Source organism: Pantoea sp. M_9 (assembly GCF_008631385.1).
GTDB lineage: Bacteria > Pseudomonadota > Gammaproteobacteria > Enterobacterales > Enterobacteriaceae > Pantoea > Pantoea eucrina.
In genome coordinates this window covers 520,874-546,608 of record NZ_VWUF01000001.1, presented here as the reverse complement: position 1 = coordinate 546,608, position 25,735 = coordinate 520,874, and the positions used below count along the sequence as shown (strand labels likewise).

Sequence of the window (25,735 nt, the reverse complement as noted above, 5' to 3'; positions counted from 1 at the left end):
TGTGACGAGGTCGCCATTATGGCGACCTTTTTAATGCCTGCGCCAGAACCTGCAGCTGGCGGGCAATTTCATTGTTATTCAGGCCATCCCGCTGCGGAGCGGCCGTGGTTTCGCGCAAAATCAGCCCGGTTTCGAGCAACGGCGCAGGCAGCGTCTCTCCGGCCAGCTGCGCCAGGATCCGGTCCACGCTGATACGCCCAAGCTGCTGCAGATCCTGCCGGATGGTGGTCAGCGGGGGCTGATACCAGGCGCTCTCTGCGGTGTCATCGTAGCCAATCAGCGAGATATCTGCCGGGATCGCCACGCCGTGCTGATGTAGCGCGCGCATCGCACCCAGCGCCATCTGATCGTTAGCCACCAGCAGCGCCTGTGGCAGCCGATTCGGCAGCAGGGTGAGCAGCGCCTGATAGCCGGACGCCGCGCTCCAGTCACCCTCCAGAATGCAGCAGGGCTGCAGCTGATGCTGCGCCAGCGCCCGCTGCCAGTCCGCAAAACGTGCGCGGGCAGACGCTGAGCGCGCCGGACCGTTCAGCACGCCGATTTCACGATGCCCCAGCGCCACCAGATGATCCACCGCCTGCTGTGCCCCGCAGCTGCTCTGATACTGACACTGCGGCACCGGCGCACAGGCTTCGACATCAAGAAACAGGGCGGGTTTACTGCCGCACTGCTGCTGAATCTGCGCCGCCTGCGCGGCATCCAGCGGCAGGTTAATCAGCAGGGCATCAACACGCTGTGCCAGCAGCTCATTGACCGTATCCGGTGCGGCACTCTGCGCGTTAGCCATGGCGATTACCAGGTGATATCCCGCAGCGGCAGCCTGTTGCTGAATCGCAGAGGCGATCTGCGCCGGCGCCATCAGCGCCAGATCGCTGGTGGCCAGCCCCAGCGTGCGCGTTGCCTTTCCCGCCAGCTGCTGCGCCACCCGGTTGGGTACGTAGCTGAGTTCTGCCATCGCCGCCTCTACCCGGGCGCGCGTGCGTGCCGAGACCTGCGACGAATGGTTCAGTACCCGGGATACCGTTTGATAAGAGACGCCGGCCAGGCGGGCGACATCATCCAGCGTTACAGAGCGCGCGGTCATTACATTCTCCTGAATTGACTGCGGCGAGTGTAACAAATTTTCCCGTTGCTCACCTGTTCCCGCGCTGTTCAAAGCCGGGTAACGCCCATGGCTGCCGCCTGCTGCTCCCACGCGAGCACCTCATCGTAGTAGCTGCGGCGGGGCACGGAGAAACCGGCAAGCAGATTGGCCTGCATCAGCGGTTTGAAATCCTCAACGTTGGCCAGTTCAAATAACGCGCTGCGCAGCTTTTCCAGCAGCAGGCTGTCGGTGCGGGCAGAGGTAATAAGCGGCAGGGCCGGGCAGAGCGGCGTCTCGCCAATAATGGCCACATCGGCCAGCGCCTGCGGCTGATATTTCTGCAGCAGCGCCCAGGTAATGCAGTCAATGGCGGCGATATCCGCTTCATTGCGGCGCAGCGCTGCCAGCGACTGCTGATGGCTGCCGCTGAAGTGCGTTTCGGCAAAAAATTTACCGTTCTCTGCAAGCGGTGCAATCGCATAGCGCAGGGCGTTGTAACCGGAGTGTGAGTCAGCGCTGTTGCATACGGCACGGCGTCCGCGAAAATCTTCCAGCATGCGGGCATTCTCCGTCTGGCGCACCACCAGCCAGCTGCGATAACGCAGATCCTGGCAGCCCGCTGCGCACGACTGCAGCGTACCGACCAGCTGTACTTCCGGCAGCTGGCTGACCAGCGCATAGCCGCAGGTCTGGCTCAGCAGCAGATGGTCGTCGCGCCAGTGGCTAAGCAGATTGTCCGGGGCGACCACCTCTGCTGTCACATCACGTTTTGCCAGCAGTTTCAGCAGCGCATCGGTTGTAGCCGCCGTTGTCGCGCTGTCGATGTCATACATAGGTAAAGAGATAAGGTGCATAGGGCATCCCTGAGTGCATCAGCCTGTTCGGCAAATCAGTGCTTTAAGAATAGCTGAGATTGATAAGCGAGAGGGTGGCTGCAGTTGTACAAAAAAGTTGAAGATGCGCACGAAAACTATTGGCTATCACTGCCTGCCGCACTGGCGTACCCTCTGTTTATCGATTTATGCATACGTAACGCCAGGCGGTCCTGTCGCTGGCGGGGAGCACTGAAACATGAAAAAAATTGGTTTTCTCTCATTTGGTCACTGGACGCCGTCGCCTCATTCTGCCACCCGCTCGGCGCAGGATGTACTGCTGCAATCTATCGATCTTGCGGTGGCGGCAGAAGAGCTGGGGGCCGACGGCGCCTACTTCCGCGTCCACCATTTTGCCCGTCAGCTGAGTTCACCGTTTCCGCTGCTGGCGGCGGTGGGGGCGAAAACCCGCCGCATTGAAATCGGGACTGGCGTTATCGATATGCGTTATGAAAATCCGCTCTATATGGCAGAAGATGCGGGCGCAGCCGATCTGATCTCTAACGGTCGTCTGCAGCTCGGGCTGAGCCGCGGTTCACCGGAGCAGGTGATTGAGGGTTATCGCTACTTTGGCTTCGATCCCCGCGCCGGCGAGAGCGATGCAGATATGGGACGCCGGCATACCGAGGCGCTGCTGGACGTGCTGCGCGGCGAGGGGTTTGCAAAGCCAAATCCGCAGCCTATGTTTCCAAACCCGCCAGGGCTGTTGCGCCTGGAGCCGTTCTCTGAAGGGCTGCGCGAGCGTATCTGGTGGGGCTCCGGTTCAAACGCCACCGCCGTCTGGGCTGCAGAGCAGGGGATGAACCTGCAGAGTTCTACGCTGAAAGATGATGAAACCGGCGAACCCTTCCATATGCAGCAGGCGCAGCAGATCCGTGCCTACCGCGCAGCCTGGGCTGCCGCAGGCCATCAGCGCACGCCGCGCGTGTCGGTGAGCCGCAGTATTTTTGCGCTGATGAATGATACCGATCGCGCCTATTTTGGCCGTGGCGGTCAGGATCAGGATTCAGTCGGTTTTCTGGATGAGAAGACGCGCGCCATCTTCGGCCGCAGCTACGCCGCCGAGCCGGATCGCCTGATAAAGATGCTGGCAGAAGATGAAGGCATCGCAGAGGCTGATACGCTGCTGCTGACGATTCCAAATCAGCTCGGCGTGGATTATTGCGCGCACGTTATCGACAGCATCCTCACCCACGTCGCCCCGGCGCTCGGCTGGCGTTAACTGACCGCATATGAAACCAGGGCCGCATTAATGCGGCCCCTACATATACCGCCACCGTAGGGGCGCCATTAATGGCGCCCTGGCCGCCTATGAACCCGAGGGCCGCATCAATGCGGCCCCTACGCGCATCATCATCGTAGGGGCGCCATTCATGGCGCCCTTTACCGCGTGTGAACCCGAGGGCCGCATCAATGCGGCCCCTGCGCGCATCATTATCGTAGGGGCGCCATTAATGGCGCCCTGGCTGCGTATGAAACCAGGGCCGTAATAATGCGGCCCCTACATATACCGCCACCGTAGGGGCGCCATTCATGGCGCCCTTTGCCACGCATGAACCCGAGGGCCGCATCAATGCGGCCCCTACGTACATCGCCACCGTAGGGGCGCCATTAATGGCGCCCTTTGCCGCGTATAAAACCAGGGCCGCAATAATGCGGCCCCTACGCGCATCATCATCGTAGGGGCGCCATTCATGGCGCCCTGGTCGCATGTGAACCTGAGGGCCGCATCAATGCGACCCCTGCGCGCATCATCATCGTAGGGGCGCCATTAATGGCGCCCTTTACCGCATATGAAACCAAGGCCGCAATAATGCGGCCCCTACATACATCGCCACCGTAGGGGCGCCATTAATGGCGCCCTGGCCGCACATATAAAAAAGGGCCGCATCAATGCGACCCCAGCGGCATCAAGCGGTGCCGCGCTCCCACCACAACTTGTCCAGCGCATAATAGCGGTCGCGCTCTTCTTCTGGCTGATTGAGATCGCGCTTCCACGGCTTGGCGAGGATATAGTGCAGGTTTTTAACCTTATCCTGCTGCCACATAGCGCTATGCTGAAATGGCAGCGTCTTCAGCGCGTTATAGATATAGGAGAGCGGCAGCCAGCGTCCGGCAAACACTTCATTCAGCAGATCCTGCTCGGAGAAGGGATAGCGTTTAAGATCGTCAATCTCCTGCACTTTCTGCTGCAGCCAGCTGAACACAGCGTTATCCGGTTTCAGCACCAGAAAACCGCCGTTGAGATAAGCATCAAGCGTGGCGGGTGCTGCTTCACCCCGGTCATGCCAGGTATAGTGGCAGTTTTCCGGCTGCCAGCTGGCCGGATAGCTCGCAATCTGGTTTGGATTACAGCGGCAGGCGTGGCAGGCGGCCAGCGCATACTTACCCATATCCAGCGTAAACAGCTCATCCATATTCTGCAGAACCAGCATATCGGCATCCAGAAAGACCACGCGCTCATAATCGGTCAGCTCCCATGCGCGTAGTTTGCTCCACACCTCGCCAAACTGTGCCGAGGCGTAGTGCTGCTCCAGCGCGCTGTCAGGCATCAGCGGCGCGACCGGGTGGATCACGCAGCCCGCAGCCTGCAGCGCAGCGCGCGTGTCAGCATCGATTGCATCCGTTACCATAACAACCAGCGGCCAGCGGGTTTCACTGCGCTGAAGCGAACGGTGCAGTGCTTTCACGCCAATAACATAATCGGGCTGCGTCAGCAGCGTTACCCAGGCGAACATACTCTCTCCCTGTACAAACATCAGTCAAAAAGCGCGGTGGTATAGTCGTTACTGAAACGACGGGAAGGATCCAGCGTCTCACGCACCGCGCGAAACGCATCCCACTGCGGATAGATATCGCGCCACTGATAGCGCTGCGGATCGTAATATTTTCCCCAGTGCGGGCGTCCGCCTTCGGCGGCCAGCAGCTTCTCCACTTCCGTCAGAAAATGCAGGCCCTCCTGCGACAGCGAGCCATCATCCGCGTAGTAGACCACAAAGCCAAAGAAGCAGGAGGGCTGCTGATGTGACGGGCTCAGCCAGCCCTCCGAGGCGCCGGTGCAGCGCAGGATAATCGGGTAGTGCATATGCGGCTGATGCTCAGCGTACCAGGCTTTGATTTTGCTGATAATCTGCGGCGTCTTATCGAGCGGCACGGCAATTTCTACGTTGATCTGCGGCACCGCGATGCCGCGACAAAAAAGCTGATAAATATCGCCGCTGACATCGGTGAAGTCGCGGAAGCGGGTGACGGTGCGGAACTGTTTACCGCCTTTACCGTGGATTTGCGTATCGCGGTGCATCTGCGCCAGCGTCTGATCGATCGTATGGTTCAGGCTGCTGTCGGCGTTATCGCCATGCTCAATCACCTGACGTCCGTTGGCGTGCCAGGCCTGCGTATCCTCATCGCTCGCCTGCTCAGCGTTCCAGACGTGCATCAGGTTGTCATCGACAAACCACCAGGCTTTGCTCAGCTCGTAGTCGCTGTTCCACTTCAGCAGATCCTGCTCCAGCCCATCGGCGCTGACGGCAAACTTGTAGCAGGTAAATAAGCGAAACGGCTGGGTGCGCAGTGTAACCGCCGTCACAACGCCAAGCGAACCCAGTGCAACCTGCGCTGCCGGGAACTCGGGCTCGCCGCGCGTAAACTCGCGTACGCTGCCATCAGCCAGCACCATACGGATGCGCAGCGCTTCATCGGCCAGTGAGCTCTGCTGTAATCCCTGACCGTGGGTGCCGGTTGCCAGCGCGCCGGCCAGCGTCTGAACGGCAATCACGCCTGGCGAAGAGGCGAGCATGCGATCGCGTGCGGTTAAGGTGTCATAAACTTCCTGCAGCAGCGTACCGGCGGCAAAAGTGATGGAATTGTCATCTTCAGCCACCACGCCGGTAAAGGCGCTCAGGTCAAGCAGCAGATCGTCAGGCTGCACGCAGAGCATCCGGCCTGGCGACAGCCGGCTGCCGACCAGACGCACTTTTCCGCGCGTATCGCGCAGCAGCTGCTGCAGCTCAGCTTCCGTTTGTGGCTGATGCAGCTGCTGACGCTGGCCTACGACAGAGTTCTGCGCCCAGTTCCACAGGGCCGTATCATGTTCAGTATCCTGGGTGTTGCGTAACGGATAGAGAAGGGCATCTTTATTCACTTCAGTGTTCCTTAGTCTCAGGTCTGTGACGGTCCCGTTGATGAGATCAAGCGTAGACCATCACAGCGAACCCGCAGACGACGGGGCCTGGCGAATGTAACGCAGCGTTGCCGCCACGGCCAGCTGACGGTTGCGGCGGATGGTTTCCGCTTCGCTGTCGTCAGGGGTGAACAGCGTATGAAAGGTGTAGCGATTTGACACATGATGCACGCAGATACTGCTGATTAGGCGGTGCACATCCACGCTGTTGAGGTCGCGGTAAAACAGACCCTGCTGCTGGCCACGCGTCAGTATCGCTTCAAGCAGATCGAGCGCGCTGCGGTTAAGCGTTTTGATCCGCTCAGACTGCATGATATAGCGCCCGCGCAGCAGGTTTTCGCTGCAGACCAGCCGCATAAAATCCGGGTGCGCCACATGATAATCAAAGCTCGCCTCAACCAGTTTGATCATCGCCTGCTCCGGTTCGAGCGTGGCAAGCTGCAGGCTGGTTTCATGCTCGCGCATGGCGCGATACACCTGCTCCAGCACCTCGATGTAGAGCGCCTCTTTGCTGGTGAAGTGATACACCACCATGCGTTTCGTGGTCTGCGCCAGCGCTGCAATCTGCTCCATGCGCGCGCCCGGCAGGCCATATTCAGCGAAAACAGAGAGCGCAGCCGCAATGATACGGCGCTTTAATCCTTCCGGATCGTTTTTGCGTTTACCGGGGGTTTCAGACATGGTTTTCACAGTATTGATCAAAAACTCCATGATAACACAGGCTTCCTGCGGCCCGGACAGCACGACGTGTGGCGCGAAGCCAGCGGTGAATTTCAGGCCATAAAGAGCGAATTTAGAAAGCGCGCAGAGAGGAGATCATTTTTACTATAGGGCTCTTTTTAAGACACAATTCAGGAGAAGTTATGTCAGTTCCCTCTTTAATCAGTACCAAAGAAGCTTCCCGGCTTAGCGCATATGCAATGGGCATCGGCAGTGAATTAAATATGAAAGATGTTACCCGGCCCAAAGGTATGCTGGAGCATGTTATCGATGTCTTTACATTAGGCGGAGTCAGAAGAGAAAAAGAGGAAGTCTATAAGTCAGTAATATCTGAGCTTAGAAGCGTGCTTCATGATAAAAAAATTACGCCAGATTCGCTGCAAAGTATGAAAAAAATAAAGTTAAATCTCAATAAAATGGATATTACGTTAAGGCCCGATAGCCGGTATAACGCAATGCAGATTATCGTATCAAAAGGAAGCGAAAAGGCAGAGGGTTTTGTACCTGACAGCAATTTTACTGCTCTCTGTTCATCGATCATGCTCAGAGAAAAATTAGGGCTCAGTAGAGATAATGATCTTCTTATGCCATCAGGAGAAATTAATCTTACAGATATTCATGAAGCTAATTTGAATTCAAAGGATGTTGTTTCGATTCTTAGTAATGTGCCTCCTCAGATAAAATTAATTACAACTGAAGAGAATGTAGATAGGTTAAAACTTGACTGTGATAAATTATCAGGAATAAATCATAATACTAAAGTTTCTGGCAGCAATGAACCAGAAATAAAGATAAATATCTTAGGAAAAAGCATAACAAGCAACGATGTGGTTTTTTTTATCGAACCCCGGAAAAATTCTGACTCTGATTTTGATTCTGCTGCAAAAAATTCTTCGAGTGTACATTTCGGTGGAGAAACGTTAAATCTTTATTATAAGCCTGAAGAAGATGCTGAAAGCCATCCACCTCTTTATGACAATATGCGAAACCGCAAAGACCTGTCGGTTAAAGTCAGTTAACACTTCGCAAAGCCTGACCCTTCAGGCCAGCCTGGTACATCACCAGCCAGTACCACATCAAAACATAATATAGCAAAAAGCCCGCTCAGGTTTCCCTGAGCGGGCTTTTCAGATTCTGGCTCCTCTGACTGGACTCGAACCAGTGACATACGGATTAACAGTCCGCCGTTCTACCGACTGAACNCCTGAGCGGGCTTTTCAGATTCTGGCTCCTCTGACTGGACTCGAACCAGTGACATACGGATTAACAGTCCGCCGTTCTACCGACTGAACTACAGAGGAATCGTGTGAACGAGGCGAATAGTAGCGAGCCCGATCCCGCTTGTCAAAGCCGCACTGCACACTTTTGGTTTAAGTGCGCGCAAAAGCACCATTCTGCTGCTTTTCTGCCTGATATGGCGGCAAAGCAAACTGCCAACAGGATCTCACTTCAGAGGCATTTCCGCTGAGATGTTAGAGGCGTGTCAAATTTTTGCGGTTTGCTGATTTTAAAACAACCGTTTCAGTGCTTTTATGATGAAAATTTCATATGAAGCAAGTATGAAACAAATGAACTGCTTATCATCACGCCGGAAACTATTTTTTACCCGGTAGCGGTGACAGCAAAATTAACCTGTTGATAAGGAGTACGTTCTTCAGAGCAACATCAGCTGGCTTCAGCGCGAAAAGTGCAACTATCCAAAATCTGTACCCATAAATAACGCCAGCCGCGGTGCGCAAAGGCAAAAGATTTTTTTCATTTATTTGATGCATCATGCTGTGCGTGCGTTAACCAACAATAAGAAGGTAGAAGGTGCCCTATGGAATTTAAAAAAGCGTTAGTCACTTCCCTGTTGGCCTGCATGTTGCCCGCTGCGGTTATGGCGAAAGATCTGCAGGTTGGCGTCTCAATGGCGCTGTTTGACGACAATTTCCTGACCATTCTGCGTACGGCCATGCAGAAAGAGATGCAGAAAGATAACGTCAAAGGCCAGCTGGAAGATGCCAAAGGGGATGTGTCGCAGCAACTGCAGCAGGTGCAGAACTTTATCGGGCAGGGCGTGGACGCCATTATCGTTAACCCGGTAGATACCAACGCCGTGAAACCGATCATGGACGCGGCGAAAAAAGCCAACATTCCGCTGATCTTCGTCAACCGTAAACCTGCCGGTGAACTCACGGACAAAATGGCGTATGTCGGCTCAGACTCCGAGCTGGCGGGCCGCCTGCAGATGGAAGCGCTGGCTAAAGCGATGAACGGCAAAGGCAACGTGGCGATTCTGATGGGCGATTTAGCGAACGAATCAACGCGCGACCGCACCAAAGGGGTGGAAGCGGTAGTAGCAAAATATCCTGATATTAAAGTGGTACAGAAGCAGACCGCAAAATTCACCCGTAACGACGCGGTGGATGTGGTCAGCAACTGGATGACCGCTGGCGATGACATCCAGGCTATCGCCTCTAACAACGATGAAATGGCGATTGGCGCCCTGCAGGCGCTGGGTAAAAACCCGAACCATATCCTGATCGCCGGCGTGGATGGCACCCCGGATGCGCTGCAGATGCTGAAAAACGGCAAAATGGTCGCCACGGTTTTCCAGGATGCCAGCGGGCAGGGTGCAGGCGCGGTGCGGGCAGCGGTGAGTCTCGCAAAAGGGGAGAAAGTTGAGAAAGTGATCAACATCCCTTACCAGCTGATCACCAAAGAGAACATGGCGCAGTTTGAGAATCGCAACCAGAAATAACCGCTCCCCCCTTAAGCCGTATGGAGGTGATGTATGACCGCTTTTGCGCTTGAAGCCGAAGGCATCAGCAAGTTCTTCCCCGGAGTGAAGGCACTCGATAACGTCTCACTGCGAATCAGGCCGGGGTCGGTACATGCCCTGATGGGCGAGAATGGCGCAGGCAAATCCACGCTGATGAAATGCCTTATCGGGATTTACCGTCCCGATAAGGGCACCATTCGCATCAAAGGGGAACCCGTGCAGTTTCAGGACACTATGGATGCGCTGCGCTCCGGCATCTCAATGATCCATCAGGAGCTGAACCTGGTGCCGCACATGACCGTGGCGGAGAACATCTGGCTCGGGCGTGAACCGATGAAGTTTGGCTTCGTTGATCACGCCCTGCTAAACCGCCAGACGCAGGCGTTGCTCAACAAACTCAATATCCGCCTCAAGGCGGATCGCATGGTGGGCGAGCTGAGCATTGCAGCGCAGCAGATGGTGGAGATTGCCAAAGCGGTATCGTGGAACTCTGACGTGGTGATCATGGATGAACCCACCTCCGCGCTGACCGAAACCGAAGTGGCGCACCTGTTCACTATCATTCGCGACCTGCGGGCGCAGGGCAAGGCGATTATCTATATCAGCCATAAGATGGATGAGATCTTCACCATTACCGATGAGATCAGCATCTTCCGCGACGGCACCTGGGTCGGCAGCAACGATACCAGCGCGTTTACGCGGCAGTCGCTGATCACCCAGATGGTCGGGCGTGAGCTGACCCAGCTGTTCCCGAAATTCAACGGCACCATCGGCGATGATGTGCTGACGGTGCGCGGCCTGAGCAGCAAAGAGCGCTTCAGCGATATCAGCTTCAGCGTACGCAGAGGAGAGATTCTGGGCGTGGCCGGGCTGGTGGGCGCAGGACGCAGTGAGGTGATGGAGAGCCTGTTTGGCATGGAGAGCTACGACAGCGGCGAAGTGCTGATTGACGGCGTGCCGGTCAGCATCGATTCGCCCTCCACGGCCATCGAGAAAGGCATGGCGTTTCTCACCGAGGATCGCAAGAAGTCAGGGCTGTTTCTGGTTCTCTCAGTAATGGAGAACATGAGCATCGTTAACATGCCCGGCTACACCGGCAAAAGCGGCTTTGTCAGCCATGTGAAAATGGCGCAGGACTGTATGGAGCAGATCCGCAAGCTCAATATCAAAACCCCGACCATGGATCAGATCATCAATAACCTCAGCGGCGGTAACCAGCAGAAGGTGCTGATTGCGCGCTGGCTGCTGGCACAGCCGAAGATCCTGATTCTGGACGAACCGACCCGCGGCATCGATGTGGGAGCCAAAGCAGAGATCTACCGCCTGATCAGCGAACTCGCGAATCGCGGCGTCGCTATCATCATGGTCTCCTCTGAGCTGCCGGAAATTCTCGGCATGAGTGACCGCATCATGGTGATGCACGGCGGGCGCATAACCGGCATCCTCAGTAAAGAAGAGGCCGATCAGGAAACCATTTTGTCGCTGGCATCTGAGTGAGGCTTGAGATCCCTATGAATAATGTAAAAGCTACGGCCCCGCAGGCCACTGAACAAAGCTCCTTCTTCAGTAATCTGCGCCATAAACTGCCGAAAGATACCGGCATTTTTGTGGTGATGTTAGGCATTGCGCTGATTTTTGAAATTGCCGGCTGGTACGTACGCGACCAGTCTTTTCTGCTCAACACCAACCGTTTAGTTCTGATTGTCCTGCAGGTTGCGATCATCGGTATTATTGCGGTTGGCGTTACGCAGGTCATTATCACCACCGGCATCGATCTCTCCTCCGGCTCCGTTATCGCCCTGACGGCGGTGGTGGCGGCAAGCCTGGCGCAAACCTCAGAAAGCCTGTCACCAATGTTCCCCTCGCTGGTTAACCTGCCTGCGGCTATCCCTATCGGCGCCGGTATTGGTGTCGGACTGCTGTGCGGCGTTATTAACGGCGTGCTGATCACCCGCACCGGTATCCCCCCCTTTATCGCCACGCTGGGGATGATGGTGTCCGCGCGCGGCCTGGCGCAGTACTATACGCAGGGTAATCCGATCAGCTTTCTGTCAGACAGCTTTACCTCGATTGGTCAGGGCGCAATGCCGGTGATCATCTTCCTGGTGGTGGCGTTCCTGTTCCACATCGCGCTGAAACATACCCGCTACGGCAAATATGTCTATGCGATTGGCGGCAACATGACGTCAGCCAAGGTGTCCGGCATCAATGTTAACAAGTATCTGATCATTGTCTACACCATCGCCGGCGCGCTCTCAGGCCTGGCAGGCGTCGTACTGGCAGCACGCGTCAGCAGCGGCCAGTCAAGCATGGGAATGGCGTATGAGCTGGATGCTATCGCCGCAGCGGTTATCGGCGGCAGCAGCCTGATGGGGGGGGTGGGCCGTATTACCGGCACGCTGATCGGTGCCGTGATTCTGGGACTTATCAAAAGCGGCTTTACCTTTGTGGGTGTGGACGCCTATGTGCAGGACATTATCAAAGGCATGATTATTGTGGCTGCGGTTTCCATTGATATGCATCGCAACCGCAAAAAACGCTGAGTCACCTCGCTCTGCGGCACGGCTGACCCCGGCATAACCGGGGTCAGGCCGGAGGCAGCAAGCAACGCTGCCGCCTCTCTGTCATCACTTTTTTGCACGTCTGCCTTGCAGGTTTTGCACCAGCAGAGTGCATGCCATTTTCCGCTTTACCCGCCCGCTGCGGCATCAGTACACACCGTTTCCTTTCAGGTAATCACAAAAGCTTATTTTCCAGTCTCTTAATCGCTACCGTCCGCCGTTTTTTTCCGCGATGAAATAACTGGCCTGCTTATTGCAAAACTCTGTTTATCGGCCAGCAGGCCACGCGCCCTTCAGGGGTTAACCGGATTGACGGAGGCAACATGAACTTAAGACGGCTGAAGTATTTTGTGAACATCGTCGATATCGGCAGCCTGACCCGCGCCGCCGAAGTGCTGCATATTGCGCAACCGGCGCTTAGTCAGCAGGTGGCAACGCTGGAGAGCGAGCTGGATCAGCAGCTGCTGATCCGCACCAAGCGCGGCGTAACGCCCACCGACGCGGGTAAAATTCTCTATGCGCACGCCCGCACCATATTGCGCCAGTGTGAACAGGCGCAGGCCGCTGTCAGCAAAGCGGGCCAGACGCTGAGCGGGCAGGTTTCTATTGGTCTGGCGCCCGGCACGGCCGCCTCCTCTCTGACCATGCCGCTGCTGCAGACCATGCGCGAGCAGTATCCTGACGTGCTGGTGTATCTGCATGAAAACAGCGGCAGTTCGCTGAATGATAAAGTGCTGAACGGTCAGCTCGATATGGCCGTGCTCTACGATCGCTCGCCGGCGGCAGGCGTGACCAGCCTGCCGCTGCTGAAAGAGGAACTCTATCTGGTCGGCGCCACCGCCTGTCCGGGATCGGCGGTGGATCTGGCCGATGTGGCGCAGATGAACCTGTTCCTGCCGCGCGACTACAGCGCGGTGCGCAAGCGGGTAGACGAAGCGTTTTCACTGCGCCGCCTGAGCGCGCGCATCATCGGCGAAATTGAATCGATCGCCACCCTGACCGCGGCGGTCTCCAGCGGGCTGGGCGTAACCGTGCTGCCTGAATCCGCGGCCCGGGCGCTGGTCAGCTCGACGCACGCCTGGATGGCGCGCATTACCTCACCGTCGCTGACGCTGCCGCTGTCGCTCAATATGTCTGCGCAGCTGCCGCTCTCACCTGCGGCGCAGGCGGTCAAAACCATACTGCTGTCGCTGCTGAATAAGCCAGCGGTTGCCGATCGCGAGCTGATGCTGGTGGGTTAAAAACCACGGCGCCACGATAACGCTCCTTATTACTAAACCGCATAACAGGCGGTTTTTTATTATTTGTTGTATTGATGCCCGCTCCCTACCATGGCGAAAACCGTGCCAGAAGGGAGAGAGGGTGTGAATTTCCAGCAACTTAAAATTATTCGGGAAGCCGCCCGCTGCGACTTCAATCTGACTGAAGTCGCCAACACGCTGTTTACCTCGCAGTCCGGGGTCAGCCGGCATATCCGCGATCTGGAAGATGAGCTGGGCGTAGAGATATTTATCCGGCGCGGAAAACGTCTGCTGGGCATGACGGAGCCAGGCAAAGCGCTGCTGACCATAGCCGAACGCATTCTCGATGAGGCGGGCAAGGTGCGGCGTCTGGCCGATGTGTTTACCAACGAGACCAGCGGCGTGCTGACAATTGCCACCACCCACACGCAGGCGCGTTACAGCCTGCCGCGCGTTATCAAAGCGTTCCGCCAGCTCTATCCCAACGTGCGGCTGGAGCTGAATCAGGGCTCGCCGCAGGAGATTGTCGCCATGCTGCTGGCCGGCGAGGCGGATGTCGGTATCGCCTCCGAGCAGCTGGTTAACCACGCCAGCCTGGCGGCTTTCCCCTGGTTCAGCTGGCATCACTCGCTGCTGGTGCCGTCCGGTCATGAGCTGCTGCAGCAGCAGCCGGTGTCGCTTGAAAGCCTGAGCGCCTGGCCGTTAATCACCTACCGGCAGGGGATCACCGGCCGTTCACGCGTGGATCGGGCGTTTCAGGCGGCCAGCCTGCGGCCCGATATTGTGCTGAGCGCGCAGGATTCTGACGTGGTGAAAACCTATGTTGAGCTGGGGCTGGGCGTTGGCGTACTCGCCGATCAGGCGTGTGATATCTATCAGGGCGAAAACCTGGTCAAGATTGATGCCCGTCACCTGTTTGAAGCTAACACCGTCTGGCTTGGTCTGAAGCGCGGACAGCTGCAGCGCAACTATGTCTGGCAGTTTCTGGAGCTCTGCAACGCTAATTTGTCGCTGGAGGAGATCAAGCGACAGGCGCTCTCCTATGAGAGTGAAGAAGAGCCGGCGCTCGATTTTCAGATTTGAGGCTGTCAGGCGCGGCAGCGGTGTGGCACTCTTCTTCTGCATTCATTAAGGGAGAACCGCATGAGCATGACGTTGCGTGATATTACGGCGGCCGACGCCGCAGCGGGCCATGCCCTGACGCAGCAGGCGGGCTGGCCACACCGTCCTGAGGACTGGCAGCAGCTGATTGCGCTGGGTGAAGGCGTGGTGATGGAGGAGGCGGGACGACTCTCCGGCTGCGCGCTTGGCTGGCGCTGGGGAAGCAGCGCAGCCACCATCGGTCTGGTGGTGGTGGATCAGCAGGCGCGCGGACGCGGTATCGGCCGCAAGTTAATGCAGGCGCTGATTACGCGCTTCGCCGGTTGCACGCTGCGCCTGCATGCAACGGAAATGGGTAAAGGGCTTTATGCACAGCTGGGATTCAGGGAGTGCGGTCAGGTATGGCAGTACCAGACGGCGGCGTTAGCCGCGCCTCCCGCTATAACGCTGCCGCCAGCGCTAAGCCTGGAGCCGGCATGCAGCGCAGCCTGTGCGGAACTCTGCACGTCCGACTGGCAGGCGACCGGACTGCAGCGTGCGCGTCTGCTGCAGCAGTTGCTGCCCGGCAGCGTGCTGGCACGCGATGCGCAGGGAGTACAGGGCTTTGCCAGCCTGCGTCGCTTTGGCCGCGGCTGGACCATCGGCCCGGTTATCGCCCGTGACGGCACCGTGGCGCAGGCGCTCGTTGCCGCGCTGCTGCAGACGCTGGCCGGTCAGTTTGTCCGGCTGGATACGCCAGACGCCAGTCTGGCGGAGTGGCTGGCAACGCTGGGTCTGCAGCAGGTCGATGCGCCGCACATTATGGTGCACGGCACCCCCTGGCGCCCGACAGAAGATATGCACTGTTTTGCGCTGGTCTCCCCGGCGCTGGGCTAGCCAGCCCACGGGCGCAGTCAGGCCATAATCCGGCAGATCCTCTGCACGCCCGTTTCTGTCAGCTACCCTTAAAAGCTGACAACAGCCTTTAAGGGAGCAGCGGGATGAGTAAAAAAACCAGCGATTTTTTTGTCGAGCGCCTGCAGGCGTGGGGCGTCACGCGCATTTATGGCTATCCGGGCGATGGCATCAACGGCGTACTGGGCGCTATCCAGCGCGCCAATAAAGCGGGTGCCGGGATTGAGTTTATCCAGGTACGGCATGAAGAGATGGCGGCATTTATGGCTGCCGGTCACGCCAAATTTACCGGTGAGCTCGGCGTCTGCCTCTCCACCGGCGGGCCGGGCGCTACCCACCTGCTGACCGGTCTTTACGATGCCAAAATGGATCATGCACCGGTGCTGGCGATCGCCGGACAGGCTGAAGTGACCGCGCGCGGCGCCAGCTATCAGCAGGAGATGAACCTCGATCGCGTGTTTGCTGATGTCGCTAATTTTGTTCAGGAAGCGGCCGCACCGGCGCAGATCCAGCATCTGGTCGATCGCGGCGTGCGCATCGCGAAAGCGCAGAACGGCGTGGCGGTGCTGATCCTGCCGAAAGATATTCAGGATGAAACCTGGCAGCCACCGCAGCACGCACACGGCTTTACCCACTCCGGTCCTGGCTACCAGCGTCCGAAAATCGTGCCGTATGAGGCAGATCTGCAGCGCGCGGCAGAGGTCCTCAACGCCGGCAGCAAGGTGGCGATACTGATTGGCGCAGGTGCGCGCGGCGCGGCAGTGGAAGTGGTGCAGGTCGCGAACCTGCTCGGTGCGGGCGTCGCTAAAGCGCTGCTGGGTAAAGATGTGCTGCCGGACGATGCGCCTTTTGTCACCGGTTCGATCGGCCTGCTCGGCACTAAACCGTCGTGGGATCTGATGCAGGAGTGCGACACGCTGCTGATGATCGGCACCGGCTTCCCGTGGACCGAGTTTCTGCCTGCCGAGGGCAAAGTGCGGGCGGTACAGATTGATATTGATCCGGCGATGCTGGGCCTGCGCTACCCCTGTGAAGTCAACCTGCACGGAGATAGCGCTGAAACCCTGCGGGCGCTGATCCCGCTGCTGCAGCACAAAAGCGATCGCCACTGGCAGGAGCAGATTGCGCTGCAGGTGCGCGACTGGTGGCAGCTAATGGAGGAGCGGGCGCTGGCGCCAGCTAATCCGGTTAATCCACAGCGGGTAGTGTGGGAGATGTCGCCACAACTGCCAGACAACGCCATTGTTACCTCAGATTCCGGCTCCTGTGCCAACTGGTTTGCGCGCGACTATCGCGTGAAGCAGGGGCAGCGCGCCACGCTCTCCGGCGGTCTTGCCTGTATGGGGGCCGCCGTACCGTTCGCGATCGCCGCTAAATTTGCTTATCCCGACAAACCGGTTGTGGCGCTGGTCGGAGACGGGGCGATGCAGATGAATAATATGGCTGAGCTGATCACTATTCAGAAATACTGGCAGCAGTGGGACGATCCGCGGCTGATTGTCTGCGTGTTTAACAACCAGGATCTTAATCAGGTGACCTGGGAGCAGCGCGTGATGGAAGGCAATCCGCGCTTCGAAGCGTCACAGCAGCTGCCGGATGTGCCCTATGCGCGTTTTGCCGAGAGTCTTGGCCTGCAGGGGATCGTGGTGGATAATCCGGATGAGTTAGCCGCCGCCTGGCAGCAGGCGCTGAGCGCAAACCGTCCGGTAGTGCTGGAGGTGAAAACCGATCCGGAAGTCGCACCGCTGCCGCCGCATATCACCTTTAAGCAGGCGAAATCCTTTATGGCCTCCATGGTTAAAGGCGATCGCGGCGTGGCCCAGATTATCGGTGACACTGCCAGCCAGCTTATACGCCCCAAACGCTGATCCCGCCCCATCTGATGCCGCCGTAGGGGGCGCATTTATGCGCCCCTGGCGTCATTAAGGTACCGTGCCCAATTGTTGCCAGGGCGCCATAAATGGCGCCCCTACGAAATTGTGTGGGCGCGACAAATAACGCACCCCCGGTGTCCGTAGGGGACGCATTAATGCGTCCCTGGCATCGTTTATGCGTCCCTGGCACCTATACCATTTTTTCAATCTCGGTCAGCGGGACGGCGTGGCTGAACAGATAGCCCTGCAGCTGGTTACAGCCGGCATTGGCGAGGGCGTGCATCTGTCCTTCAGTTTCCACACCTTCGGCGGTGACGGTCAGGCCCATGGCGTGCCCCAGCCGAACGACTGATTCAATAATCGCGGTTGAGTTATCTGCCACGCCGAGCGACTGGGTAAATGAGCGGTCGATTTTAATCTTATCGACCGGGAAACTGCTCAGATAGTTAAGGCTGGAGTAGCCGGTGCCAAAATCATCCAGCGCGATACGGAAGCCCGCTTCGCGCAGCGCAATGATAGAGCTGCGGGCCGCATGCTCATCCTCAATCAGCACGCCTTCGGTGATCTCCAGCTCCAGGCGCTGCGGATCGGCGCCTTCGCTCGCAACAATCTCCAGCAGCCGGGAGACAAAGCCGCTGCTGCGAAACTGCACCGGTGAAACGTTCACCGCCACCACCACCTGCGGCAGCTTCAGCGACGTCTTACACGCTTCACGCAGCACCCACTCGCCGAGCGGCAGGATCAGCCCGGTCTCTTCGGCGATAGCGATAAAGTCAGCCGGGGAGATATCGCCCCGGGTCGGATGGTGCCAGCGCAGCAGCGCCTCAACGCCGACAACGCGCTCGCCGTTAATCTCCATCAGCGGCTGATACCAGACGGCCAGCCCGGTAAAATTAACCAGCGCCTGACGCAGCTCTGCTGCCAGCTCCTGCCGGGTACGCAGCGACTCATCCATCGCTTTCTCAAACTGGCGAAACTGACCGCGCCCGTGATTTTTGGCGTCATACAGCGCGATATCCGCCTTACGCATCAGCTCCAGCCGGTCCACGCCATCTTTCGGTGCCAGCGCCAGGCCGATACTGACGCCAACCCACAGCTCATTGCCCAGCAGATGATAAGGGGCGCTGAGCGCGCTGATAATGCGCTGCGCCAGCGTATGCACCTGGCCGATAGTCTCCGTATCCGGCATCACGATAATAAACTCATCGCCGCCGATGCGTCCCACGGTGTCGCTGGTGCGCACAATCTCGCTCAGGCGCCGTGCTACCTCGCGGATCAGTTCATCGCCGGCGTGATGGCCCCAGGTGTCATTGATATTTTTAAACCGATCGAGATCGAGCAGCAGCAGCGCCACGCGGCGATCGTGCCGCAGCGCCGCGGCCAGCGCCTGGGTCAGGCGATCTTCTACCAGCGCACGGTTGGGCAGGCCGGTCAGCACGTCATGAAACGCAAGGTGCTGCGCCTGCGCCTCGCTGGCACCCAGCCGGACCAGCGACTGCGACAGGCTGAGCGAGGAGGTCCATATGCGCCGTACCATAAACAGGCAGAGCAGGGTGATAATCAGCACCGACAGCAGCGTTGAGGGCACGATCGTGCGCAGCATCTGCGCGCCGGGCTTATCGGGCTGCCAGCTCAGATAGCCTACCCGCTGCCCGCTCTGCGATGCGAGGGGCCAGAAAGCCATCTCCCTATCGGTGGGCGGCGCGTTGCTAAAGTGCAGCTGCGCCAGCTGGCTGCGATCGGAAAGGTGGCGCAGATAGCCGTCGTCAAGAAACGCGACGCTTACCAGGCTAAACCGGTTTGTTGTATCAGGCGCGCTGATTTCACCCACGGCCAGTGCAGCAGCACGACCGGCGATGCGCACAAAATCGGCCCGATCTTCTGCGCCCGCCGCGCTGGCTACCAGCGGCGTGACGAGCAGGTCGCGCAGCCACGGGCCGACTGCCTGCAGGCTGACCGGCTCACCGTTGCGCCAGGCAGCAACCGGCTGCTGCCTGCTGTCCAGCAGCAGAATCAGCTGATGGGCAAACATCTCATAAAGCCAGCTGCCGACGTTCTGATCCAGCCACGCCCGGTCGGCGTCACGCAGCGTCAGATGAGTGGCGAGCGGTGACCAGCGCGTCAGGCTGCGCAGCTGGCGCAAATGCTCGCTGAGGCTCTGGTCGAATGAGGCGGCAATCATACGCTGCTGCTGCTCACGCGCTTCACTGTTTGTTACGGATGTCCCCCAGTAAAGTCCGCTGCCGGCCCCGGCAAACGACAGCACCAGAATCGCGAGCAGCGGCGCGACCACCTGACGCAAAAAACTGTGCCGGAACTGACGGGATGTTCTGATTGAATTCATTATTTTTTCTTCATATAAACAGGCGGCCGTATTGAATAAGTTAGCAGAAAGACGGGTTTGTGCCTGGCGGAGAGCGGCGCGGCGCGAGATGCATTTATTAATCATCCTGATGCGTTAGCCTCAGCGGCCGCGGCTGATTCATCACGCCGTCACGCCATCGTCACCGCGCTGTCATCTGCCGCGCGCATTCTGAGCGTTCATCAAAACGGGCGGGGCAGCCGGACACGGCGCTGAAAGCGCCCGGCTGTTTATTTTTTATTCCGGTATCCGGAGAGGACCCATGACTTTACTGGCCAGTTTTCATTATTCCGTTGCGGATGCTCAGCAGGCGTCACGCCGCGTCCGCAAAGCGATGAGCGAGCCAGGCGTTATCGTGTCGCTGCCGCTGATGCCAGGGCAGCGCGAACTCTCCTCTGCCGCCAGCGCGCTGCTGCTGACGCGGGAAGAGGGAGCAGATACGCTGTGGCTCGATCCGCAGATTGAGAGTGTGGCGCTGCGCAGCACGCTGCATTTTTGTACCGGCATGCCGCTTGTCTCCGCCTGCAACGCGTCGCTGGCCCTGAGTCACGCCCGTGCGAATCCCGATCCCGCTACTCTGATGGCCGGGCAGGCTGCCGCCGGGCATAACCGCACGCTGATTATTGAGCTGCAAGGCCTGAACGGCGGCCTGACGCTGCGTCTCAGCGGCGAGGGGCTGCGTGAAACGCGCGCGGTTGCACCGCAGCTGCCGCCGGCAGTGCTCGCTTATCTGCGTGAGCATCCGCATCCCGGCCGGCAGCGGTCAGATCTCATTTTTACCTGCGGCGAAACGCTCATGGCGCTGCCGCATACTGTCCGGGTGGCGGTGTGCTGAACGCAGGCTATCAGCGGGAAAGCGGTGTGGCAGCAGCCTGCCGCGCGCGATTAAGCCGTGCGCTGCGCTGACAGGCCCGCTCCAGCGCCTGAACCAGCTGCGCCTGCTGCCAGGGCTTCGCCAGCCGCTCGCACAGCGGTAGCGTAACCTGCGACCGGCGCAGATCCTGCCCGCTGATCAGCAGCGTGGCGAGCTGCGGCCACTGCTGCTGCGCCTGACGTATCACATCGGCGCCGCTGAGCGCACCGGGCAGCATCAGATCGCTGATCAGCAGATCGATATCGGGGGTCTGCTGCAGCAGCGCCAGCGCGCTGGCACCGTCGCCGCACTCCAGCGTCAGATAGCCAAGCTGATGCAGATGGTCACACAGCGTCTGCCGTACGGCGGGTTCATCATCCAGCACCAGCACCAGCCGGTCGCGGCTCGCACCGGGCAGCGTGGGTGGAGGAGCCGCCACCGGCTGTACCGCCTCCGCCGCACGCGGCAGCAGCAGGCGTACCGTGGTACCCTGGCCCGGCGCGGTCTCCAGCGCAATTTCACCGCCTGACTGCCGCACAAAACCATACACCATCGACAGCCCCAGCCCGCTGCCGCTGCCGGTGGGCTTGGTGGTGAAGAAGGGTTCGAACACCTGCTGACGCACCTCCGCTGACATGCCGCAGCCGCGATCGATCACCTCAACCACTACCCACTCGCGTTTCCCCGTCGCGGACGCTTTGCGCTGGTTCCAGACGCGCAGCACTATCTCACCGGGCTGCTGCTGCAGCGCGTCGCGCGCGTTAACCACCAGGTTCATCAGCGCATTTTCAAGCTGACCGGCATCGATCCATGCCGGCCAGCCGGGACGTGCTGCTTCTGTTACCAGCTGCTGACCGGGCAGCAGGGTGTGCTGCAGCAGCGAATGCAAATCCTCTACCAGATCCACGACCGCGACCGCCCGCGGATAGAGCGCCTGTTTACGGGAAAACGCGAGCAGTCGCTGGGTAAGCTGCGCGGCGCGGTCCGCCGCCTGGCGGGCGCGTTCAATGCGGGTAGCCAGCGTGCCAGCCGGCAGCTGATCGGCGGTGAGCGCCAGGCTGCCGATAATTACCGCCAGCAGATTATTAAAGTCGTGCGCCAGTCCGCCGGTCAGCTGGCCCACCGCTTTCATTTTCTGGCTATGCAGCAGCGCCTCTTCCAGCGCTTTTCGCGAGGTGCGCTCCAGCACGGTGTTGACCATGCCGCGACGCGGCACCGGACTGAAACGCAGTTCCAGCGTCCGCCCGTCGGATAGCCTAACCTCCTGCGCATCCTGCAGGCTGAGCAGCTGCACATCCAGCCGTGCCAGCAGCTGCTGATAGTGCAGGCCACGCCGCAGCTCATGCGGCGCAATACCGAGCAGCTGCGCATACTGCGCGTTCCAGACCACCAGCTGACCGCTGTTATCAAACAGCGCAAAGCCGTCGCGCATGGCGAGAAAGGTTGACTCCAGCTGGGTGCTTTTCTCTTTCAGCAGTGAAGAGGTGTGCGCCAGTGAGGCGGTGTTGCGGGCAAAAACGTTAAACGCCCGCGCCAGATCGCCCAGTTCGTCGCGCCGCGTCTGGCCGGGTACGCTGACGCCTTTCTCCCCCTGCGCCAGCTGCGTCATCGCGTGGGCGATAGCGGTAAGGCCGGAGCCGAGATTGCGGTAGATGTAGTAGCCGGCGTAACCGGTGATCAGCAGCGCCAGCAGCATAAACAGCGCGATAAAACCGATGACAGAGTTGAGTTCACGGTGGGTGCTGGCGCTGCGCGCATCGCTCTGCTGCGCCACCTGCTGTACATAGCGGGTAATATCTTCATTGAGCATCGCCACCAGCGCCTTGATACGGTAAGTCGCGTAGGCGATGCCGGTGTCGCTCTCCTCAAGCCCGGCGGCGACCGGCTCCAGCGCGCGAAGGGCATGGACAAAGCGCGCCCGCTGCAGCGCCAGTACGCCCTCCAGCGGCAGGGCTGACCAGATCGGCAGAATGGATGAGAGCTGCTGCACCGCAGCCTGCGGCGCGGCGGAGCGGATCGCCACCGCCAGCAGGCTCTCGCTCTGCTGGCGCAGCGGCAGAAAAGCGGCGTCGCTCGCAAGCGCTGAGATCCGGTTCAGCAGCAGCTGCGCCTGCCACAGCTCGCTCAGCATGGTGTTGCGCTGCAGGTGGCGCTGATGTCCCCGCTGCAGCAGCAGCGTGATGCTCTGCTCCAGCATCTGGCTGCGCTCACGAATGCGGCTGAGCAGGGCAGGCTGCTGCCTGGCCACGGGTGCCGCCGCCAGCTGCGTCAGCGCCTGCTGCAGCGCCTGCTGCGTCTGCTGCAGGCGGGCCGATTCACTCTGATACTCCAGCGCACCCACCACCTGCGACAGGCGTACCGCCGCCGTCGCCACGTTGGCCGTATCACGCGCCAGCGCCAGGCTGCCATTCATATCGGCCAGCGTCTGCGCCTGCGCCTGTTCCTGAATCGTGCCGGCGTGGCGAAATCCGGTAATCGCCACCAGGCTGACCGCCAGCGTCACGCCGACCACCAGCAGATTAAACAGCAGCAGGCGACCACGGGCACCGGCATACCACGGCAGAGTCTGACTCATGCGCCACCCCTCGCAATGCGGAACGTCAGCCGAGTATAAAAGTGGCGCGCAGAGGCAATATGACAAATATGAACGGGCGCTGACATTTTCCATTTATGTTGCGCGGCGACACTGCTCAGCACTATCCGGCAGCAGGAGCGCGGCAATGACAGCACCGATACTGGAGATGCGCGGTATTACCCGGCGCTTCGGCAGCTTTTACGCCCTGAAGGGCGTGGATCTCACTATCTGGCCGGGTGAAGTACACGCGCTGATGGGCGAAAACGGGGCCGGCAAGAGCACCCTGATGAAAATTCTGGCCGGTGCCTACAGCGCCAGCAGCGGAGAGATCCTGATTGAGGGCAAGCCGTACGCCATCCGCGGCCCTAAAGAGGCGCTGGCGGCGGGCATTACGCTGATCTATCAGGAGATCAATCTGGCACCCAACCTCACGGTGGCAGAGAACATTTTTCTCGGCAGTGAGATTGCGCGCGGCGGGCTGGTGAGACGCCGGCAGATGGCGGAAGAGGCGCAGCAGGTGATTGCGCGGCTCGGCGCGCGCTTCAGCGCCACCGACCTGGTCGGCCGTCTGAGCATCGCCGAACAGCAGCAGGTGGAGATCGCCCGCGCGCTGCACCGCAACAGCCGCATTCTGGTGATGGATGAACCCACCGCCGCACTCTCCAGTCGGGAAACAGAGCAGCTGTTTGCGCTGATCAAGCGGCTGCGCAGCGAAGGCATGGCGATTATCTACATCAGTCACCGCATGGCTGAAGTGTATGAGCTGTCAGATCGCGTCAGCGTGCTGCGCGACGGCGAGTATGTCGGCAGCCTGACGCGTGAGCAGCTCAATGCCAGTGAACTGGTGCGCATGATGGTCGGGCGTCCGCTCAGCGATCTGTTTAACAAAGCGCGCGACATTCCGTTTGGCGCTATCCGTCTGGCGGTCAACCACCTGACTGACCGGAACAAGGTTCACCCCAGCAGCCTGGCGGTGCGGGCCGGTGAGATTGTCGGCCTCGCCGGCCTGGTGGGCGCCGGACGCAGCGAGCTGGCGCAGCTGATATTTGGCGTGCAGCAGCCCGCCGGCGGCGAGATCTGGATCGACGGGGAAAAAGTGCACATCCGCTCCCCGCGCGAGGCGATTGCGCGCGGCATCGGCTTTCTCACTGAAAACCGCAAAGAGCAGGGGCTGTTTCTGGAACTGGCCGCCCGCGAAAACATTGTGATGGCGACGCTGGAGCGCGACGCCAGCTACGGCCTGCTGAACCGGCGTAAGGGGCAGAAGATCGCCACTGACGCTATCGCCTCACTCAATATTCGCGTGCCGCATGTGCAGGTTCGCGCGGGCGGGCTATCGGGCGGCAACCAGCAGAAGCTGCTGATCTCCCGCTGGGTATCTATTGCGCCGCGCATTCTGATTCTGGACGAGCCGACGCGCGGTGTGGATGTCGGGGCGAAGAGTGAAATTTACCGCATGATGAATCAGCTGGCGCAGCAGGGCGTGGCGATTCTGATGATCTCCAGCGAACTGCCGGAGGTGGTGGGCATGAGCGATCGCGTCTACGTCATGCGTGAAGGCACCATTGCCGGCGAGCTGAGCGGCGACGCCATCAGCCAGGAAAATATCATGACACTGGCCACCGGCGCTCAGCCGGTTACAGCCTGAGGAGAAAGGAATGACCAGCGAAACCGCACGCGTAACCAGCCCGACGCTGAAACGGGCGTTAATGAGCGACCTGCTGCAGACGGTGGGGATCCTGCCGATTCTGATCCTGATTGTGGCGGTGTTTGGCTTTATCGCACCTAATTTCTTCACCGAGGCGAACCTGCTGAACATTACCCGGCAGGCCTCTATCAACATTGTGCTGGCGGCGGGGATGACGTTTGTCATTCTGACCGGCGGTATCGATCTGTCGGTGGGCTCCATGCTCGGCACCACGGCAGTGGTCGCGATGGTGGTGTCGCTCGATCCCGCCTTTGCCAACCTGACGATCCCTGCGGCGCTGGGCGCCGGACTGATCATGGGGCTCTTCAACGGCATTCTGGTCGCCTGGGCCGGGCTGCCGCCGTTTATCGTCACGCTAGGCACCTATACCGCTCTGCGCGGGGCCGCCTATCTGCTGGCTGACGGTACAACGGTCATTAACTCCAGCATCAATTTTGAATGGATAGGTAACGGCTATCTCGGGCCGGTGCCGTGGCTGATCATCATCGCCTTTGCGGTCATCGCGCTCTGCTGGTTCATTCTGCGCCGGACCACTTTAGGCATCCATATCTATGCGGTGGGCGGCAATATGCAGGCGGCCCGTCTGACCGGGATTAAAGTCGGTGCGGTGCTGATTTTTGTCTACGCCATGAGCGGCCTGCTCTCCGGGCTGGGGGGGCTGATGAGCGCTTCACGACTCTACAGCGCCAATGGCAACCTTGGCGTGGGCTATGAGCTGGATGCGATTGCTGCGGTGATCCTCGGCGGCACCAGCTTTGTCGGCGGTATCGGCACCATCACCGGCACGCTGATTGGCGCACTGATTATTGCCACGCTCAACAACGGCATGACGCTGATGGGCGTCTCCTACTTCTGGCAGCTGGTGATCAAAGGCGGCGTGATCATCGTCGCCGTGTTAATCGATAAATACCGTACCCGTCATCACGTCAGCTGAAGACCGGCAGAA

Annotated in this window: 19 protein-coding genes and 2 tRNA genes; 12 read left to right on the top strand and 9 right to left on the bottom strand. The window is 59.3% G+C overall.

Annotation, left to right across the window (positions count from 1 at the left end):
- Nucleotides 1–16: 16 nt before the first annotated feature.
- Together F3I15_RS02505 and F3I15_RS02500 are read right to left on the bottom strand one after the other, a co-directional pair.
- On the bottom strand, nt 17–1,084 hold the full coding sequence (locus F3I15_RS02505; RefSeq protein WP_150016422.1) for a LacI family DNA-binding transcriptional regulator: 1,068 nt from the start codon (nt 1,082–1,084) through the stop codon (nt 17–19).
- Between the two features lie 68 nt (nt 1,085–1,152).
- Nucleotides 1,153–1,938 carry a phosphate/phosphite/phosphonate ABC transporter substrate-binding protein gene (locus F3I15_RS02500; RefSeq protein WP_150016421.1) on the bottom strand — a complete coding sequence of 262 codons (786 nt, stop codon included), beginning with the start codon at nt 1,936–1,938 and terminating at the stop codon, nt 1,153–1,155.
- A gap of 217 nt (nt 1,939–2,155) precedes the next feature.
- Between F3I15_RS02500 and F3I15_RS02495 the strand changes: the two genes are divergently transcribed.
- A complete protein-coding gene (locus F3I15_RS02495) occupies nt 2,156–3,178 on the top strand; it encodes an LLM class flavin-dependent oxidoreductase (RefSeq protein WP_150016420.1) in 1,023 nt (340 codons plus the stop codon).
- Between the two features lie 688 nt (nt 3,179–3,866).
- On the opposite strand, the gene F3I15_RS02490 is transcribed toward F3I15_RS02495, so the two are convergent.
- The 3 genes from F3I15_RS02490 to F3I15_RS02480 are packed head-to-tail and all read right to left on the bottom strand — an operon-like array spanning nt 3,867 to nt 6,817.
- Nucleotides 3,867–4,694 (bottom strand): glycosyltransferase family 8 protein, encoded by an 828-nt coding sequence (locus F3I15_RS02490; protein ID WP_150016419.1) that lies wholly within the window; start codon nt 4,692–4,694, stop codon nt 3,867–3,869.
- A gap of 20 nt (nt 4,695–4,714) precedes the next feature.
- Nucleotides 4,715–6,097 (bottom strand): D-arabinono-1,4-lactone oxidase, encoded by a 1,383-nt coding sequence (locus F3I15_RS02485; RefSeq protein WP_150016418.1) that lies wholly within the window; start codon nt 6,095–6,097, stop codon nt 4,715–4,717.
- Nucleotides 6,098–6,157: 60 nt separating this feature from the next.
- Nucleotides 6,158–6,817: a TetR family transcriptional regulator gene (locus tag F3I15_RS02480; protein WP_104085360.1), complete on the bottom strand. Its 660-nt coding sequence runs from the start codon at nt 6,815–6,817 to the stop codon at nt 6,158–6,160.
- Between the two features lie 182 nt (nt 6,818–6,999).
- Here F3I15_RS02480 and F3I15_RS02475 point away from each other — a divergent pair, with 182 nt between their 5' ends.
- Nucleotides 7,000–7,875, top strand: a complete 876-nt coding sequence (locus tag F3I15_RS02475) for a hypothetical protein (RefSeq protein WP_150016417.1) — start codon at nt 7,000–7,002, stop codon at nt 7,873–7,875.
- A gap of 116 nt (nt 7,876–7,991) precedes the next feature.
- Here F3I15_RS02475 and F3I15_RS02470 read toward each other — a convergent pair.
- Together F3I15_RS02470 and F3I15_RS02465 are read right to left on the bottom strand one after the other, a co-directional pair.
- A tRNA-Asn gene (locus tag F3I15_RS02470) sits at nt 7,992–8,067 on the bottom strand.
- Nucleotides 8,068–8,081: 14 nt separating this feature from the next.
- A tRNA-Asn gene (locus F3I15_RS02465) sits at nt 8,082–8,157 on the bottom strand.
- Nucleotides 8,158–8,675: 518 nt separating this feature from the next.
- Between F3I15_RS02465 and F3I15_RS02460 the strand changes: the two genes are divergently transcribed.
- The 7 genes from F3I15_RS02460 (at nt 8,676) to F3I15_RS02430 (ending at nt 17,285) form a co-directional block, all read left to right on the top strand.
- Nucleotides 8,676–9,599: a sugar ABC transporter substrate-binding protein gene (locus F3I15_RS02460; protein ID WP_150016416.1), complete on the top strand. Its 924-nt coding sequence runs from the start codon at nt 8,676–8,678 to the stop codon at nt 9,597–9,599.
- Nucleotides 9,600–9,632: 33 nt separating this feature from the next.
- A complete protein-coding gene (locus F3I15_RS02455) occupies nt 9,633–11,117 on the top strand; it encodes a sugar ABC transporter ATP-binding protein (RefSeq protein ID WP_150016415.1) in 1,485 nt (494 codons plus the stop codon).
- Between the two features lie 14 nt (nt 11,118–11,131).
- Nucleotides 11,132–12,163 (top strand): ABC transporter permease, encoded by a 1,032-nt coding sequence (locus tag F3I15_RS02450; RefSeq protein ID WP_065648961.1) that lies wholly within the window; start codon nt 11,132–11,134, stop codon nt 12,161–12,163.
- 341 nt (nt 12,164–12,504) lie between these two features.
- On the top strand, nt 12,505–13,422 hold the full coding sequence (gene nac / locus F3I15_RS02445) for a nitrogen assimilation transcriptional regulator NAC (RefSeq protein WP_150016414.1): 918 nt from the start codon (nt 12,505–12,507) through the stop codon (nt 13,420–13,422).
- A 123-nt stretch (nt 13,423–13,545) separates the two neighbouring features.
- Nucleotides 13,546–14,505 carry an HTH-type transcriptional regulator Cbl gene (cbl, locus tag F3I15_RS02440; protein ID WP_150016413.1) on the top strand — a complete coding sequence of 320 codons (960 nt, stop codon included), beginning with the start codon at nt 13,546–13,548 and terminating at the stop codon, nt 14,503–14,505.
- 60 nt (nt 14,506–14,565) lie between these two features.
- A complete protein-coding gene (locus F3I15_RS02435; protein ID WP_150016412.1) occupies nt 14,566–15,399 on the top strand; it encodes a GNAT family N-acetyltransferase in 834 nt (277 codons plus the stop codon).
- 104 nt (nt 15,400–15,503) lie between these two features.
- A complete protein-coding gene (locus F3I15_RS02430) occupies nt 15,504–17,285 on the top strand; it encodes a thiamine pyrophosphate-requiring protein (RefSeq protein ID WP_039385251.1) in 1,782 nt (593 codons plus the stop codon).
- Nucleotides 17,286–17,481: 196 nt separating this feature from the next.
- Here the strand turns inward: F3I15_RS02430 and F3I15_RS02425 are convergent, their stop codons facing one another.
- The gene (locus tag F3I15_RS02425) at nt 17,482–19,635 is read right to left on the bottom strand and encodes a putative bifunctional diguanylate cyclase/phosphodiesterase (protein WP_370513322.1); all 2,154 of its coding nucleotides are present in this window, start codon (nt 19,633–19,635) and stop codon (nt 17,482–17,484) included.
- Nucleotides 19,636–19,915: 280 nt separating this feature from the next.
- On the opposite strand from F3I15_RS02425, the gene F3I15_RS02420 reads away from it, so the two are divergent.
- Nucleotides 19,916–20,488 (top strand): phosphonate C-P lyase system protein PhnH, encoded by a 573-nt coding sequence (locus F3I15_RS02420; RefSeq protein ID WP_150016411.1) that lies wholly within the window; start codon nt 19,916–19,918, stop codon nt 20,486–20,488.
- A 10-nt stretch (nt 20,489–20,498) separates the two neighbouring features.
- Here the strand turns inward: F3I15_RS02420 and F3I15_RS02415 are convergent, their stop codons facing one another.
- Nucleotides 20,499–23,081 carry an ATP-binding protein gene (locus F3I15_RS02415; RefSeq protein ID WP_150016410.1) on the bottom strand — a complete coding sequence of 861 codons (2,583 nt, stop codon included), beginning with the start codon at nt 23,079–23,081 and terminating at the stop codon, nt 20,499–20,501.
- 145 nt (nt 23,082–23,226) lie between these two features.
- On the opposite strand from F3I15_RS02415, the gene F3I15_RS02410 reads away from it, so the two are divergent.
- A complete protein-coding gene (locus F3I15_RS02410; RefSeq protein WP_150016409.1) occupies nt 23,227–24,729 on the top strand; it encodes a sugar ABC transporter ATP-binding protein in 1,503 nt (500 codons plus the stop codon).
- Between the two features lie 10 nt (nt 24,730–24,739).
- The gene (locus F3I15_RS02405) at nt 24,740–25,723 is read left to right on the top strand and encodes a ribose ABC transporter permease (RefSeq protein WP_150016408.1); all 984 of its coding nucleotides are present in this window, start codon (nt 24,740–24,742) and stop codon (nt 25,721–25,723) included.
- Nucleotides 25,724–25,735: the final 12 nt, after the last annotated feature.

Coding starts and splice junctions, on each gene's coding strand:
- F3I15_RS02475 (WP_150016417.1), top strand. CDS start 7,000: ATGTCAGTTCCCTCTTTAATCAGTACCAAAGAAGCTTCCCGGCTTAGC.
- F3I15_RS02405 (WP_150016408.1), top strand. CDS start 24,740: ATGACCAGCGAAACCGCACGCGTAACCAGCCCGACGCTGAAACGGGCG.
- F3I15_RS02425 (WP_370513322.1), bottom strand. CDS start 19,635: ATGAATTCAATCAGAACATCCCGTCAGTTCCGGCACAGTTTTTTGCGT.
- F3I15_RS02420 (WP_150016411.1), top strand. CDS start 19,916: ATGACTTTACTGGCCAGTTTTCATTATTCCGTTGCGGATGCTCAGCAG.
- F3I15_RS02500 (WP_150016421.1), bottom strand. CDS start 1,938: ATGCACCTTATCTCTTTACCTATGTATGACATCGACAGCGCGACAACG.
- F3I15_RS02435 (WP_150016412.1), top strand. CDS start 14,566: ATGAGCATGACGTTGCGTGATATTACGGCGGCCGACGCCGCAGCGGGC.
- F3I15_RS02450 (WP_065648961.1), top strand. CDS start 11,132: ATGAATAATGTAAAAGCTACGGCCCCGCAGGCCACTGAACAAAGCTCC.
- F3I15_RS02460 (WP_150016416.1), top strand. CDS start 8,676: ATGGAATTTAAAAAAGCGTTAGTCACTTCCCTGTTGGCCTGCATGTTG.
- nac (WP_150016414.1), top strand. CDS start 12,505: ATGAACTTAAGACGGCTGAAGTATTTTGTGAACATCGTCGATATCGGC.
- F3I15_RS02415 (WP_150016410.1), bottom strand. CDS start 23,081: ATGAGTCAGACTCTGCCGTGGTATGCCGGTGCCCGTGGTCGCCTGCTG.
- F3I15_RS02455 (WP_150016415.1), top strand. CDS start 9,633: ATGACCGCTTTTGCGCTTGAAGCCGAAGGCATCAGCAAGTTCTTCCCC.
- F3I15_RS02505 (WP_150016422.1), bottom strand. CDS start 1,084: ATGACCGCGCGCTCTGTAACGCTGGATGATGTCGCCCGCCTGGCCGGC.
- F3I15_RS02480 (WP_104085360.1), bottom strand. CDS start 6,817: ATGTCTGAAACCCCCGGTAAACGCAAAAACGATCCGGAAGGATTAAAG.
- F3I15_RS02495 (WP_150016420.1), top strand. CDS start 2,156: ATGAAAAAAATTGGTTTTCTCTCATTTGGTCACTGGACGCCGTCGCCT.
- F3I15_RS02410 (WP_150016409.1), top strand. CDS start 23,227: ATGACAGCACCGATACTGGAGATGCGCGGTATTACCCGGCGCTTCGGC.
- F3I15_RS02490 (WP_150016419.1), bottom strand. CDS start 4,694: ATGTTCGCCTGGGTAACGCTGCTGACGCAGCCCGATTATGTTATTGGC.
- F3I15_RS02430 (WP_039385251.1), top strand. CDS start 15,504: ATGAGTAAAAAAACCAGCGATTTTTTTGTCGAGCGCCTGCAGGCGTGG.